The organism is Pseudomonas sp. MF6755 (assembly GCF_016405635.1).
Taxonomy (GTDB): domain Bacteria; phylum Pseudomonadota; class Gammaproteobacteria; order Pseudomonadales; family Pseudomonadaceae; genus Aquipseudomonas; species Aquipseudomonas haemolytica.
Window position 1 is genome coordinate 197,853 of sequence record NZ_JAEKDA010000007.1, and the last position, 14,774, is coordinate 212,626.

Below are 14,774 nucleotides of genomic sequence, written 5' to 3' on the forward strand. Positions count from 1 at the left end.
TCCGGGGATACCCCGCAAAGCTTAAATCCACACACGTGTCGACACGATGACCTGGGTGCCGGAGGCCTTGATGCCGCTGGTTGGTCATTGGGATACGTGGAGGCCAAACCCGACTTATTAAGGAACTATCATGTCCCAAGTCAACATGCGCGATATGCTGAAGGCCGGTGTGCACTTCGGTCACCAGACCCGTTACTGGAACCCGAAAATGGGTAAGTACATTTTCGGCGCGCGTAACAAGATTCACATTATCAACCTTGAAAAAACCCTGCCAATGTTCAACGAAGCTCTGACTTTCGTAGAGCGCCTGGCCCAGGGCAAAAACAAGATCCTGTTCGTCGGCACCAAGCGTTCCGCTGGCAAGATCGTTGCTGAAGAAGCAGCACGTTGCGGTTCGCCGTACGTCGATCACCGCTGGTTGGGCGGCATGCTGACCAACTTCAAAACCATCCGTGCTTCCATCAAGCGTCTGCGTGACCTTGAAGTGCAAGCCGAAGACGGTACTTTCGCCAAGCTGACCAAGAAAGAAGCGCTGATGCGCTCCCGTGACCTGGAAAAGCTCGATCGTTCCCTGGGTGGTATCAAGGACATGGGCGGTCTGCCTGACGCACTGTTCGTAATCGACGTTGATCACGAGCGCATCGCGATCACCGAAGCCAACAAGCTGGGCATCCCGGTTATCGGCGTAGTCGATACCAACAGCAGCCCGGAAGGCGTTGACTACATCATCCCAGGCAACGATGACGCAATCCGCGCTATCCAGCTGTACATGGGTTCGATGGCTGACGCTGTAATCCGTGGCCGCAACCACGTTGCTGGTGGTACCGAGCAGTTCGTTGAAGAAGCTCCGGTAGCTGCCGCTGAGTAACTGACGCCCTGGCGTTGACTCAGTAAGCAAAAAGGGGGCTTGGCCCCCTTTTTGCCACCTCGAAAACCATTTGTCGGCAGCGCAGCTACATCATTTGTAACGTGCAGCGGCCTACAACGGATATTCGGGAAGAATTGATCGCCCGTTTGATCGGGTGGAATGGTTGAAAACCTATCCAAGAGGATTTTGAAATGGCAGAGATTACTGCAGCGTTGGTTAAAGAACTGCGTGAGCGTACCGGCGAAGGCATGATGGATTGCAAAAAGGCCTTGACCAAGGCCGGCGGCGACATCGAAAAAGCCATCGACGACATGCGTGCCTCGGGCGCCATCAAGGCTGCCAAGAAAGCCGGCAACGTCGCTGCTGAAGGCGCTATCGCTCTGGTTGAAGACGGTAAAGCCGCCGTTCTGCTGGAAGTGAATTCGCAGACCGACTTCCTCGCTCTGCAAGACGACTTCAAGGCATTCGTTGCTGCCAGCGTCAAGAAAGCATTCGACGAGAAGCTGACCACCGTTGAGCCGCTGATCGAAGCTCAAGAAGCGGATCGCCTGGTACTGGTCGGCAAGGTTGGCGAAAACGTCAACATCCGTCGCCTGACTCGCGTTGAAGGTGATGTTGTTGGTGGCTACCTGCACGGCAACAAGATCGGTGTAGCGGTTGTTCTGAAGGGCGGCGACGTAGAGCTGGCCAAAGACATCGCTATGCACGTTGCTGCAAGCAACCCTGAGTTCCTGCTGCCTTCGGAAGTTTCCGAAGAAGCAATCGAACGCGAAAAAGCTGTGTTCCTGAGCCTGAACGCCGACAAGATCGCCGGCAAGCCAGAAAACATCGTTGAAAACATGATCAAAGGCCGTATCAGCAAGTTCCTGGCTGAAGCGAGCCTGGTTGAACAGGCGTTCGTCAAGAACCCTGAAGTCAAGGTTGGCGAGCTGGCCAAGAAAGCCGGTGCTGAAATCGTTTCCTTCACCTACTACAAAGTAGGCGACGGCATCGAGAAGCCGGTCGACAACTTCGCTGAAGAAGTTGCTGCCCAGCTGGCTGCCGCCAAGCAATAAGACAGTTCCAAACTGTCGCCGAAAGAGGCTGCCCGCTCACGCGCGCAGCCTCTTTTCAAATGGGAAGGCCAATTTTATTTGGTTTCCTCTCGGAACTGGCTTACAAAGCCGTGTTCCGATGGCGCTGTGATAGCGTCCAGCTAGAGTGAACGCAAGCCGTAAACGGCTCGCCAAGAATTTTTAAAAAATACGCCGCAGGAGAGATTCGCAATGGCTCAGCAGGGCAGTGGTTATCAGGCTCGCTATAAACGCATTCTACTCAAGCTCAGCGGCGAGGCCCTGATGGGCTCGGAAGAGTTCGGGATCGACCCCAAGGTGCTTGACCGCATGGCGCTTGAAGTCGGCCAATTGGTCGGTATCGGTGTGCAGGTCGGCCTGGTGATCGGTGGCGGTAACCTGTTCCGCGGTGCAGCACTGAGTGCGGCCGGCATGGATCGAGTCACCGGCGACCACATGGGCATGCTGGCCACTGTGATGAACGCCTTGGCCATGCGCGATGCGCTGGAGCGTGCCAACATCTCGGCCATCGTGATGTCGGCTATTTCCATGGTGGGCGTGACCGATCACTATGATCGCCGCAAAGCCATGCGCCACTTGAACGCCAAGGAAGTGGTGATCTTTGCCGCCGGCACTGGTAACCCGTTCTTTACCACCGACTCGGCTGCGTGCCTGCGCGCTATCGAAATCGATGCCGACGTGGTGCTGAAGGCGACCAAGGTGGATGGCGTATACACTGCAGACCCATTCAAAGACCCGCATGCCGAGAAGTTCGATCATCTGACCTACGATGAAGTGCTGGATCGCAAGCTGGGTGTGATGGACCTGACGGCTATCTGCCTGTGCCGCGACCACAAAATGCCGCTGCGCGTATTTAACATGAACAAGCCCGGCGCCCTGCTGAATATCGTACACGGCGGCGCGGAAGGGACTCTGATCGAGGAAGGCCAACAATGATCAATGAAATCAAGAAAGACGCCCAGGCGCGTATGCAAAAATCCCTGGAATCCCTGAGCCACGCATTTGGCCAGATCCGTACCGGCAAGGCGCACCCGAGCATCCTGGGCAGCGTGATGGTGCCTTACTACGGTTCCGACACCCCGCTGAGTGGCGTGGCCAACGTGACTGTTAAGGATTCGCGCACCCTGCAGGTCGTGGCCTTCGAGCGAAATATGCTCGCGGCGGTCGACAAGGCGATTCAGAGCGCTGGTCTGAACCTCAACCCGACCAACCTGGGTGAGTTGTTGCTGATCTCCATGCCTGCTCTCACCGAAGAAACCCGTAAGGGCTTCACCAAGCAGGCGCGCAGTGCCGCTGAAGATGCGCGCGTTGCCGTGCGTAACATCCGTCGTGACGCGCTGGGTGACTTGAAGAAGCTGGTCAAGGACAAGGAAATCAGCGAAGACGAAGAGCGTCGTGCCGTCGCTGATATCGACAAGCTGACCAAGGACGCCGAAGCGCAGATCACCAAGGCGACCGAAGAAAAAGAAAAGGACCTGATGGCCGTATAAGGGGTCAGGACGCCTTCATGGAAAAGACCAAGCAGACTGTGCCCTCCGTGGTGCCGCGCCATGTCGCGATCATCATGGATGGGAATAATCGCTGGGCGAAAAAACGCTTTATGCCGGGTGTCGCCGGGCATAAAGCGGGTGTTGACGCGGTAAGGGCAGTGATTGAGGTGTGCGCTGAAGCCAAGGTCGAAGTCTTGACCTTGTTCGCGTTCTCCAGCGAGAACTGGCAGCGACCCGCCGATGAAGTCAGTGCCTTGATGGACCTGTTCTTCAAGGCGCTGCGTCGTGAGGCCAAGCGCCTCAATGACAACAACATCAGTCTGCGCATCATTGGTGATCGCTCGCGGTTCCATCCGGAACTGCAAGCGGCCATGCGCGAAGCCGAGGCCATTACTGCAGGCAGTAACCGTTTTGTGTTGCAGATCGCAGCCAACTACGGTGGCCAGTGGGACATTGCCCAAGCCGCGCAGCGCCTTGCCCGCGAAGTGCAAGCCGGTCATCTGCGACCGGACGACATCACGCCCGAACTGTTGCAAACCTGCCTGGTGACCGGCGACCTGCCGTTGCCGGACTTGTGCATTCGTACCGGTGGCGAGCATCGCATCAGCAATTTCCTGCTGTGGCAGATGGCGTACACCGAGTTGTACTTCTCCGACCTGTTCTGGCCGGACTTCAAACACGATGCCATGCGCAATGCGCTGGCCGATTTCGCTTCCCGTCAGCGTCGCTTCGGTAAAACGAGCGAGCAGATCGAAGCTGGAGCCCGGGTTTAAATGCTTAAACAACGAATCATCACGGCACTGATCCTGCTGCCGATTGCCTTGTGCGGTTTCTTCCTGCTCGAAGGTTCCGGCTTTGCGCTGTTCATCGGCCTGGTCGTGACCCTGGGTGCCTGGGAATGGGCGCGCCTGGCGGGTCTGAGCAGCCAATTACCGCGCGTGGCGTATGCCGCAGTGGTCGCGCTGTTGTTGTTCCTGATGTACATCCTGCCGGATATCGCACCCTGGGTACTGGGCGCGGCGGTGCTGTGGTGGGCGTTGGCGACATTCCTGGTGTTGACCTATCCGCGCACCAGCGGCCAATGGTCAAGCGTGGCCTGCAAGCTGGTGATCGGCTTGCTGGTCCTGCTGCCGGCCTGGCAAGGGTTGGTGGAGATCAAGCGTTACCCCATCGGCAACGAATTGATCCTGGCGGTGATGGTGCTGGTGTGGGGCGCAGATATTGGGGCCTACTTCTCGGGCCGTGCCTTTGGCAAGCGCAAGCTGGCGCCGGCAGTCAGCCCAGGCAAGAGCTGGGAAGGCGTATACGGCGGCTTGGCATTGACGCTGCTGATCACATTGGGGGTCGGTGTGGTACGTGACTGGTCGGTAAAAGAGATCTTCCTGGCCTTGCTGGGTACAGCTATTGTCGTGTTCATCTCGGTGGTGGGTGACCTTACCGAGAGCATGTTCAAGCGCCAGGCGGGGATCAAGGACAGCAGTAACCTGCTGCCAGGGCATGGTGGTGTGCTGGATCGTATCGACAGCCTTACTGCTGCGCTGCCGATCTTTGCCGTGCTGCTGTGGATGACTGCTTCGTGAGCCGCCTGCAGCAGGTCACCGTGTTGGGTGCGACCGGCTCGGTCGGGTTGAGTACCCTGGATGTCATCGCCCGTCACCCGGATCGTTATCAAGTTTTCGCCCTGACCGGCTTCACGCGTTTGCGCGAGTTGCTCGCCTTGTGCGTGCGCCACGCACCGCGCTTTGCCGTAGTGCCGGAGGCCGCGGTGGCCCGTGGGCTGCAGGACGATCTGCGGGCTGCCGGGCTGGCCACTCAGGTGTTGGTGGGGGAGGCGGGGTTGTGCCAGGTCTCGGCCGATCCGGACGTGGATACCGTGGTGGCGGCGATTGTCGGTGCAGCGGGCTTGCGTCCGACCCTGGCAGCAGTCGATGCCGGCAAGAAAATCCTGCTGGCCAATAAAGAAGCCCTGGTCATGTCCGGTGCACTCTTTATGCAAGCGGTGCGCAGGAGCGGTGCGGTGCTGCTGCCTCTCGACAGTGAGCACAACGCAATCTTCCAGTGCATGCCCGGTGATTTTGCCCGCGGCTTGAGCCAGGTCGGCGTGCGCCGGATTCTGCTGACGGCGTCTGGTGGTCCATTCCGGCAGACTCCGTTGGCTGAGTTGGAACACGTGTCTCCCGATCAGGCGTGCGCCCACCCGAACTGGTCCATGGGGCGAAAAATCTCCGTGGATTCGGCGAGCATGATGAACAAGGGCCTGGAGCTGATCGAGGCATGCTGGTTGTTCGATGCACGGCCTGACCAGGTTGAGGTGGTGATCCACCCGCAAAGCGTGATCCACTCTCTGGTCGATTATGTGGACGGTTCGGTGTTGGCGCAGTTGGGTAACCCGGATATGCGCACGCCGATTGCGAACGCCTTGGCCTGGCCGGAGCGGATTGATTCCGGCGTTGCGCCATTGGACCTGTTTGCAATTGCGCGACTGGACTTCGAAGCCCCGGACGAGCAGCGCTTTCCATGCCTGCGCCTGGCGCGGCAAACGACCGAAGCGGGTAACAGCGCACCGGCGATGCTCAATGCGGCCAATGAAGTGGCCGTGGCAGCGTTTCTCGAACGGCGCATCCGCTTTCCGCAGATCGCGAGTATCATCGAGGACGTTCTGAATCTTGAGCCCGTTGTGGCGGTGAATGACCTGGGTGCAGTGTTCGAGGCTGATACCAAGGCCCGGGCCCTGGCCGAGCAATGGCTGGGCCGCAACACGCGTTAGGCTGTGGGCAGCTTCGAGCCTTCAGGCATTGGATTGAAATGCGGAGAAATTAGATGAGTGCGCTCTACATGATTGTCGGCACCCTGGTTGCTCTGGGTGTGCTGGTTACCTTCCACGAATTCGGCCACTTCTGGGTGGCGCGTCGTTGCGGCGTCAAGGTATTGCGCTTTTCCGTCGGTTTCGGCATGCCATTGCTGCGCTGGCATGACCGTCGTGGCACCGAGTTCGTGATCGCCGCCATCCCGTTGGGTGGCTACGTCAAGATGCTTGATGAGCGCGAAGGCGAAGTGCCTGCCGACCAATTGGACCAGTCTTTCAATCGCAAGACCGTTCGTCAGCGTATCGCCATCGTGGCGGCGGGCCCGATCGCCAACTTCCTGCTAGCGATAGTGTTCTTCTGGGTCCTGGCCATGATGGGCAGCCAGCAGGTGCGTCCGGTCATTGGTGCGGTCGAGACGGACAGCATCGCGGCCAAGGCTGGCTTGAGCGCCGGCCAGGAAATTGTTTCCATTGATGGCGAGCCAACCACGGGGTGGGGCGCTGTCAACTTGCAGTTGGTGCGTCGCCTGGGTGAAAGCGGCACTGTCAACGTGGTGGTGCGTGACCAGGATTCCAGTGCCGAAACCCCGCGTGCATTGGCCCTGGACCATTGGCTCAAAGGCGCCGATGAGCCTGACCCGATCAAATCCCTGGGTATTCGTCCTTGGCGGCCGGCCTTGCCGCCGGTGCTGGCCGAGCTGGATCCGAAAGGCCCGGCCCAGGCCGCTGGCCTGAAAACCGGTGATCGCCTGCTGGCCCTCGATGGCCAGGCGCTGGGTGACTGGCAGCAAGTGGTCGACCTGGTACGTGTACGTCCTGATACCAAGATTGTGCTGAAAGTTGAGCGCGAGGGTGCTCAAATTGACGTCCCTGTGACCTTGTCGGTTCGAGGGGAAGCCAAGGCGGCTGGGGGTTACCTGGGTGCGGGGGTCAAAGGTGTCGAGTGGCCGCCATCGATGGTGCGAGAGGTCAGTTTCGGGCCTTTGGCAGCAATTGGCGAGGGTGCGAAACGCACTTGGACCATGAGCGTGCTGACCCTCGAATCCCTCAAGAAAATGTTGTTCGGTGAGCTCTCGGTAAAAAACTTGAGTGGACCGATAACCATTGCTAAAGTGGCGGGCGCTTCTGCCCAGTCGGGTGTCGCGGATTTCCTGAATTTCCTGGCTTATCTGAGTATTAGCCTTGGGGTTCTGAATTTGCTGCCTATTCCAGTATTGGATGGGGGGCATCTGTTGTTTTATCTGGTCGAGTGGGTGCGTGGTCGCCCCTTGTCGGATCGGGTGCAGGGTTGGGGGATACAGATCGGTATCAGTTTGGTGGTCGGAGTGATGTTGTTAGCTCTGGTCAACGATCTGGGACGACTGTAACGCTTCGCTGAATTGCGAATCTGCCGCATTTTGCGGCAGTTTGTTTATTGCCAGTTGGAATAAGAAAGGACTTCATGAAACGTCTGCTGCTAACTGCGGTTCTCACCGTATTGATGATCGCCGAAGTTCACGCCGAGTCCTTCACTATCTCCGATATTCGTGTCAACGGCCTCCAGCGGGTTTCCGCCGGTAGCGTCTTTGGTGCCTTGCCGTTGAACGTCGGGGAACAGGCGGATGATCGTCGCCTGGTGGAATCCACTCGTGCGCTGTTCAAAACCGGGTTCTTTCAAGATATCCAGCTGGGTCGCGAAGGCAACGTCCTGGTCATCACGGTCGTCGAGCGACCTTCCGTCGCCAGTATCGCGATCGAAGGTAACAAGGCTATCTCCACTGAAGATCTCATGAAGGGCCTGAAGCAGTCCGGCCTGGCCGAGGGCGAGATCTTCCAGCGCGCTACCCTTGAAGGTGTGCGTAACGAGCTGCAACGCCAGTACGTTGCCCAGGGCCGCTACTCCGCGACCGTGGAAACCGAAGTGATCCCGCAGCCTCGTAACCGTGTTGGCCTCAAGGTCAACATCAACGAAGGCACCGTGGCAGCCATCCAGCATATCAACGTGGTGGGCAACACCAAGTTCGCTGATGACGACCTGATCGACCTGTTCGAACTCAAGACCACCAACTGGTTGTCGTTCTTCAAGAACGATGACAAGTACGCCCGTGAGAAACTCTCCGGTGACCTTGAACGCCTGCGCTCCTACTACCTGGACCGTGGCTACATCAACATGGACATCGCTTCGACCCAGGTGTCCATCACCCCGGACAAGAAGCACGTCTACATCACAGTCAACGTCAACGAAGGCGAGAAGTACAAGGTTCGTGACGTCAAGCTGAGCGGCGACCTCAAAGTCCCTGAAGACCAGGTCAAGTCCCTGTTGCTGGTACAGAAGGACCAGGTGTTCTCGCGCAAGCTGATGACCACGACTTCCGAGCTGATCACCCGTCGCCTGGGTAACGAAGGCTATACCTTCGCCAACGTCAACGGCGTACCGACCCCGAATGATGAAGACCACACCGTGGACATCACCTTCGTCGTCGACCCGGGCAAACGCGCCTACGTAAACCGCATCAACTTCCGTGGCAACACCAAGTCTGCGGACGAAGTGCTGCGTCGTGAAATGCGGCAGATGGAAGGTGGCTGGGCTTCGACCTACCTGATCGACCAGTCCAAGACCCGTCTTGAACGCCTGGGCTTCTTCAAGGAAGTCAACGTCGAAACCCCTGCCGTACCGGGTGTGGATGACCAGGTTGACGTGAACTACGCCGTTGAAGAGCAAGCCTCGGGTTCGATCACCGCCAGCGTCGGTTTCGCACAGAGTGCCGGCCTGATCCTCGGTGGCTCGATCACCCAGAACAACTTCCTCGGTACCGGTAACAAGGTTTCCATCGGCCTGACCCGAAGCGAATACCAGAGCCGCTATAACTTCGGTTATGTCGACCCCTACTGGACTGCTGACGGTGTAAGCCTGGGCTACAACGCCTTCTACCGCACCACCGACTACAAAGACCTCGATGTTGACGTTGCAAGCTATGCGATCGACAGCCTGGGTGTGGGCGCCAACATCGGTTACCCGATCAGCGAGACCTCGCGCCTGACCTTTGGTATTACCGCGCAACAGGATGAGATCAAGACCGGTGTCTACACCGTGGACGAGATTTTCGACTTTACCCGTCGTGAAGGTGACAAGTTCCTGAACTTCAAGGCCTCTGCCGGCTGGTCCGAGTCGACCCTGAACAAAGGTGTGCTGGCGACCCGTGGTCATTCCCAAAGCCTGACTGCGGAAGTCACCACGCCGGGCAGCGACCTGTCGTTCTTCAAGCTCGACTACCGTGGCCAGTTGTTCCAGCCGTTGAGCGATAACTACACCATGCGCCTGCACACAGAGCTGGGTTATGGCGACGGTTATGGTTCGACTGATGGCTTGCCGTTCTATGAAAACTACTATGCTGGTGGTTTCAACTCGGTACGTGGTTTCAAGGACAGCACGTTGGGTCCTCGTGGTACCCCAAGCCGTGGTGTTGACCAAACCGGTAACGTCGGTACTCGCCGGGATGATGACAACGACCCGCTGCCGTTCGGTGGTAACGTGCTGATCCAGGGTGGTGCAGAGATCCTGTTCCCACTGCCATTCGTCAAGGATCAGCGTTCCCTGCGGACCTCGGTCTTCTGGGACGTGGGTAACGTGTTCGACTCCAAGTGTGAGCAGATCAAGAACCCGAGTGGCTTGAAGTCCAATACCCAGTGCAACGACGTGAGCCTCAGCAACCTGGCCAGCTCCGTGGGTGTGGGTGTGACCTGGGTGACTGCGCTGGGCCCGTTGAGCTTTGCTCTGGCCATGCCGATCAAGAAACCGGATAACGCTGAAACCCAGATTTTCCAATTCTCCCTCGGCCAGACGTTCTAAGCGTCTGACCTAAGATAACGACAACGGATTCTGTAGGAGTACATCGTGCGTAAGTTGACTCAATTGGTCCTGCTGGCCACTGTGCTGGTAACCACCCCGGCCTTCGCCGAAATGAAAATCGCCGTCCTGAACTATCAGATGGCCCTGCTGGAATCCGACGCGGCCAAGCGTTACGCCGTGGATGCCGAGAAGAAGTTCGGTCCGCAATTGACCAAGCTCAAGACTTTGGAAAGCAGCGCCAAGGGCATCCAGGATCGTCTGGTAGCCGGTGGCGACAAGATGCAGCAAGGCGAGCGCGAGCGTCTGGAGCTTGAGTTCAAGCAAAAGGCCCGTGACTACCAGTTCCAATCCAAGGAATTGAACGAAGCCAAGGCTGTTGCCGACCGTGAAATGCTCAAGCAGCTCAAGCCTAAGCTTGACAGTGCTGTGGAAGAAGTCATCAAGAAGGGTGCCTTTGACCTGGTGTTCGAGCGTGGCGCCGTAATTGACGTCAAGCCTCAATACGACATCACCCGCCAGGTGATCGAGCGCATGAACCAGCTGAAGTAAACCATGACCGCGACTATCAAGCTCGGCGAGTTGGCCGAGTTCCTGGGGGCCACCTTGCGTGGCTCCAAGGAGAAAGAAATCACTGGGCTAGCCACCTTGCAGGAGGCTGGCCCAGCTCAGTTGAGCTTCCTCGCAAACCCTCAATACCGTAAATACCTGGTCGATTGCCAGGCCGCAGCCGTGTTGCTGAAGGCCGCTGACGCCGAAGGGTTTATCGGGGATGCGCTGGTGGTGGCCGATCCGTATCTGTCGTACGCCAAGGCGTCGCACCTGTTCGATCCCAAGCCGAAAGCGGCTGGCGGTATCCATCCGTCTGCCGTGATCGCCGATGATGCCCAGGTTGACCCTGCGGCCAGCATCGGGGCATTTGCCGTGATCGAGAGTGGTGCGCGTATTGGCGCTGGTGTCACCGTGGGCGCCCACTGCTTTATCGGCGCCCGCTGCGAGATCGGCGCCGATGGCTGGCTTGCCCCGCGGGTGACCCTCTACCACGATGTGCGTATTGGTCAGCGTGTGGTCATTCAGTCAGGTGCTGTGATCGGCGGTGAAGGCTTTGGCTTTGCCAACTCCAAGGGTATCTGGCACAAGATTGCCCAGGTCGGCGGCGTATTGATCGGCGACGACGTGGAAATCGGCGTAAACACCGCTGTTGACCGCGGGGCCCTGGCCGATACCGTGATTGGTAACGGCGTGAAGCTCGATAACCAGATCCAGATCGCCCATAACGTGCAGATTGGCGATCACACCGCCATGGCGGCCTGTGTGGGGATCTCCGGCAGCACCAGGATCGGCAAGCATTGTATGCTTGCCGGTGGCGTTGGGCTGGTGGGGCATATCGACATTTGCGACAACGTCTTCATCACCGGTATGACCATGGTGACCCACTCGATTACCGAGCCCGGGGCCTACTCGTCCGGTACCGCCATGCAACCTGCGGCTGAATGGCGCAAGAGTGCGGCGCGTTTGCGCAAGATCGACGACATGGCACGACGCATCAAACAGCTGGAAAAGCGTGTTGGGGACGTGACCCCTGGCGGTAATGCTTCATCAGAAGGCTGATACCATTTCCATATCAAGTGTGCACAGCCGCTAGACTGCCCCCTTGATTTGCTAGCGGGGCGTGCTTTTAGTTCGCCCGCCCCCAATCTTTATTACAGGCTTCCCCCCGAAATGATGGACATCAACGAGATTCGCGAATACCTGCCTCACCGTTACCCGTTCCTGCTGGTGGACCGGGTAGTGGACCTCAATGTCGAGGAAAAGCGCATTCGTGCCTACAAGAATGTCAGCATCAACGAACCATTCTTCAACGGTCACTTCCCCGCGCATCCAATTATGCCGGGCGTGTTGATCATCGAAGCGATGGCCCAGGCTGCCGGTATCCTTGGTTTCAAAATGCTCGACCTCAAGCCTGCCGATGGCACGCTTTACTATTTCGTGGGCTCCGACAAGCTGCGCTTCCGCAGCCCGGTCACGCCAGGTGACCAGTTGATCCTGGAAGCCAAGTTCATCAGTTGCAAGCGCCAGATCTGGAAGTTCGAATGCCAGGCGTCGGTGGATGGCAAGCCGGTGTGCTCTGCCGAGATCATCTGTGCGGAACGCAAACTATGAGTTTGATTGACCCTCGCGCAATCATCGATCCGTCGGCCGTATTGGCCGACGACGTTGAGGTCGGCCCTTGGTCGATCGTCGGCGCAGGTGTGGAAATCGGCGAGGGGACTGTCATCGGGCCACACGTGATCCTCAAGGGTCCGACCCGCATTGGCAAACACAATCGTATCTACCAGTTTTCCTCGGTAGGCGAAGACACCCCGGACATGAAGTACAAGGGTGAAGAAACACGCCTGGTAATCGGTGACCACAACATCATCCGTGAAGGCGTCACCATTCACCGCGGCACCGTGCAGGATCGCGCGGAAACCACCTTGGGTGACCACAATCTGGTCATGGCCTATGCGCACATCGGTCATGACAGCGTGATCGGCAACCATTGCATCCTGGTCAATAACACCGCGTTGGCTGGCCATGTACATGTTGACGACTGGGCGATCCTGTCCGGTTTCACCCTGGTGCATCAGTACTGCCATATCGGCGCCCACAGCTTTTCCGGCATGGGCACCGCCATCGGCAAGGATGTCCCTGCATTCGTTACGGTGTTCGGCAACCCTGCCGAAGCTCGTAGCATGAACTTCGAGGGCATGCGCCGACGCGGTTTCAGCGAAGATGCAATCCATGCCCTGCGCCGTGCCTACAAGACGGTTTACCGTCAGGGGCTGACGGTTGAGCAGGCCCTGACCGAGCTGACCGAACCCGCGACGCTGTTCCCGGAAGTCGCGGTGTTCCGTGACTCTATCCAGGCATCGACTCGCGGCATCACCCGCTGATCATGGCCAATCTGCGTATTGCGCTCGTGGCCGGTGAAGCTTCCGGCGATATCCTGGGTGCTGGCCTGATGCGGGCCCTCAAGGCCCAGCATCCAGCGGTGGAATTTATCGGGGTCGGTGGCCCATTGATGCAGGCCGAAGGTCTTACTTCCTACTTTCCCATGGAGCGCTTGTCGGTCATGGGCTTGGTGGAGGTCTTGGGGCGTCTGCGTGAACTGCTCGCTCGCCGTAAGCTGCTGATCAAGACGCTGATCGAAGAAGAGCCCGATGTCTTTATTGGGATCGACGCGCCAGACTTCACCCTCAATATCGAACTCAAGTTGCGTCAGGCCGGAATCAAGACCGTGCACTACGTCAGCCCATCCGTGTGGGCATGGCGGCAGAAGCGCGTGCTGAAGATCCGTGAAGGCTGTGACCTGATGTTGACCCTGCTACCGTTCGAAGCCCGGTTCTATGAAGAGAAGGGCGTGCCGGTGCGGTTTGTCGGCCATACCCTGGCCGATGCCATTCCATTGCAAGCTGATCGTGGCGCTGCGCGTGCCGAATTGGGTTTTCCCGATGGCCCGTTGGTGGCGTTGATGCCGGGCAGTCGCGGCGGTGAGGTCGGACGTTTGGGGGCACTGTTTTTTGATGCGGCCGAACGTCTGCAAGCGCAAAAACCGGGTGTACGCTTTGTGCTGCCGTGTGCCAACCCACAACGTCGCGCACAGATCGAAACCCTGCTGGAAGGTCGCAACCTGCCGCTGACCCTGCTCGACGGCCAGTCCCACCTGGCCCTGGCTGCCTGCGATGCGGTGTTGATCGCGTCGGGCACCGCGACCCTGGAGGCCCTGCTGTACAAGCGCCCCATGGTCGTCGCTTATCGCTTGGCGCCACTGACCTTCTGGATTCTCAAGCGTATGGTCAAGAGCCCGTACATTTCCCTGCCCAATCTGCTGGCCCAGCGTCTGTTGGTGCCGGAGTTGTTGCAGGACGATGCAACGCCCGAAGCGCTTGCGCAAACTCTATTACCCTTGATCGACGGCGGCGAAGAGCAGACCCGTGGTTTCGATGACATTCACCGCACCCTGCGTCGCGATGCCTCGAACCAGGCGGCCGACGCCGTGCTGACATTGATCGGCCATAAACAGGAAGCCTTATGACCACGCAAATGGGCCTGGATTTCAGCCTGGTTGCCCAAGCCCATGAGCTGGTGGCCGGCGTTGACGAAGTAGGGCGCGGCCCTTTGTGTGGCGCGGTGGTGACGGCGGCGGTGATCCTTGACCCGAACCGTCCGATCCTGGGCCTCAATGATTCGAAAAAACTCACCGAAGCCCGTCGCGAAAAGCTCTACGACGAAATCTGTGAAAAAGCCCTGAGCTGGCATATCGCCCGTGCAGAAGTCGAGGAAATCGACGAGCTGAACATTCTGCATGCGACCATGCTTGCCATGCAGCGCGCCGTTGAGGGCCTGCATATCACGCCGAAATTGGCGATGATCGATGGCAACCGTTGCCCCAGGCTGGCGATGCCGGCGGAAGCGGTGGTCAAGGGGGATAGCAAGGTGCCTGCCATTGCGGCTGCCTCGATCCTGGCCAAGGTCAGCCGAGACCGCGAAATGGCCGCATTCGAGTTGATCTACCCTGGATACGGCATCGGCGGGCATAAAGGCTACCCGACGCCCGTTCATCTGGAAGCCCTGGCGCGTCTCGGGCCAACCCCGATCCACCGGCGCTCGTTCGCCCCGGTGCGCCAGGCTTACGAGCTGCGCGAGAGCCTCAGCGAGGTGTAGTCGC

General features: G+C 58.5%; 15 protein-coding genes. All 15 read left to right on the forward strand.

Annotation, left to right across the window (positions count from 1 at the left end; genetic code table 11):
• Positions 1-130: 130 nt before the first annotated feature.
• The 15 genes from rpsB (at position 131) to rnhB (ending at position 14,770) form a co-directional block, all read left to right on the forward strand.
• On the forward strand, positions 131-868 hold the full coding sequence (gene rpsB, locus JFT66_RS11210; protein ID WP_003189158.1) for a 30S ribosomal protein S2: 738 nt from the start codon (positions 131-133) through the stop codon (positions 866-868).
• Between the two features lie 191 nt (positions 869-1,059).
• Positions 1,060-1,923: a translation elongation factor Ts gene (gene tsf, locus JFT66_RS11215; protein ID WP_153870360.1), complete on the forward strand. Its 864-nt coding sequence runs from the start codon at positions 1,060-1,062 to the stop codon at positions 1,921-1,923.
• 210 nt (positions 1,924-2,133) lie between these two features.
• A complete protein-coding gene (pyrH, locus tag JFT66_RS11220; RefSeq protein ID WP_003172271.1) occupies positions 2,134-2,877 on the forward strand; it encodes a UMP kinase in 744 nt (247 codons plus the stop codon).
• Entirely contained in the window at positions 2,874-3,431 is a 558-nt protein-coding gene (frr, locus tag JFT66_RS11225) for a ribosome recycling factor (protein WP_003189163.1), read from the forward strand. Before pyrH ends, frr begins: the two co-directional genes overlap by 4 nt.
• A 17-nt stretch (positions 3,432-3,448) precedes the next feature.
• Entirely contained in the window at positions 3,449-4,204 is a 756-nt protein-coding gene (uppS, locus tag JFT66_RS11230; protein ID WP_034118451.1) for a polyprenyl diphosphate synthase, read from the forward strand.
• A complete protein-coding gene (locus JFT66_RS11235; protein ID WP_034118452.1) occupies positions 4,205-5,011 on the forward strand; it encodes a phosphatidate cytidylyltransferase in 807 nt (268 codons plus the stop codon). It abuts the gene before it with no gap.
• Positions 5,008-6,198 carry a 1-deoxy-D-xylulose-5-phosphate reductoisomerase gene (gene ispC / locus JFT66_RS11240; protein ID WP_198859271.1) on the forward strand — a complete coding sequence of 397 codons (1,191 nt, stop codon included), beginning with the start codon at positions 5,008-5,010 and terminating at the stop codon, positions 6,196-6,198. Before JFT66_RS11235 ends, ispC begins: the two co-directional genes overlap by 4 nt.
• Positions 6,199-6,251: 53 nt before the next feature.
• A complete protein-coding gene (rseP, locus tag JFT66_RS11245; RefSeq protein WP_034118454.1) occupies positions 6,252-7,604 on the forward strand; it encodes a sigma E protease regulator RseP in 1,353 nt (450 codons plus the stop codon).
• A 74-nt stretch (positions 7,605-7,678) separates the two neighbouring features.
• On the forward strand, positions 7,679-10,066 hold the full coding sequence (gene bamA, locus JFT66_RS11250) for an outer membrane protein assembly factor BamA (RefSeq protein ID WP_078820469.1): 2,388 nt from the start codon (positions 7,679-7,681) through the stop codon (positions 10,064-10,066).
• Between the two features lie 45 nt (positions 10,067-10,111).
• Positions 10,112-10,615, forward strand: coding sequence for an OmpH family outer membrane protein (locus JFT66_RS11255; protein ID WP_003189173.1), 504 nt, complete (start codon positions 10,112-10,114; stop codon positions 10,613-10,615).
• A gap of 3 nt (positions 10,616-10,618) precedes the next feature.
• Positions 10,619-11,674 carry a UDP-3-O-(3-hydroxymyristoyl)glucosamine N-acyltransferase gene (gene lpxD / locus JFT66_RS11260; RefSeq protein ID WP_198859272.1) on the forward strand — a complete coding sequence of 352 codons (1,056 nt, stop codon included), beginning with the start codon at positions 10,619-10,621 and terminating at the stop codon, positions 11,672-11,674.
• A 111-nt stretch (positions 11,675-11,785) separates the two neighbouring features.
• Positions 11,786-12,226 (forward strand): 3-hydroxyacyl-ACP dehydratase FabZ, encoded by a 441-nt coding sequence (gene fabZ, locus JFT66_RS11265; RefSeq protein ID WP_034118457.1) that lies wholly within the window; start codon positions 11,786-11,788, stop codon positions 12,224-12,226.
• Positions 12,223-12,999: an acyl-ACP--UDP-N-acetylglucosamine O-acyltransferase gene (lpxA, locus tag JFT66_RS11270; RefSeq protein WP_034118458.1), complete on the forward strand. Its 777-nt coding sequence runs from the start codon at positions 12,223-12,225 to the stop codon at positions 12,997-12,999. The genes fabZ and lpxA overlap by 4 nt, the downstream gene beginning before the upstream one ends.
• Positions 13,000-13,001: 2 nt before the next feature.
• Positions 13,002-14,141 carry a lipid-A-disaccharide synthase gene (gene lpxB / locus JFT66_RS11275; RefSeq protein WP_198859273.1) on the forward strand — a complete coding sequence of 380 codons (1,140 nt, stop codon included), beginning with the start codon at positions 13,002-13,004 and terminating at the stop codon, positions 14,139-14,141.
• Positions 14,138-14,770, forward strand: a complete 633-nt coding sequence (rnhB, locus tag JFT66_RS11280; protein ID WP_034118460.1) for a ribonuclease HII — start codon at positions 14,138-14,140, stop codon at positions 14,768-14,770. The genes lpxB and rnhB overlap by 4 nt, the downstream gene beginning before the upstream one ends.
• Positions 14,771-14,774 lie beyond the last annotated feature (4 nt).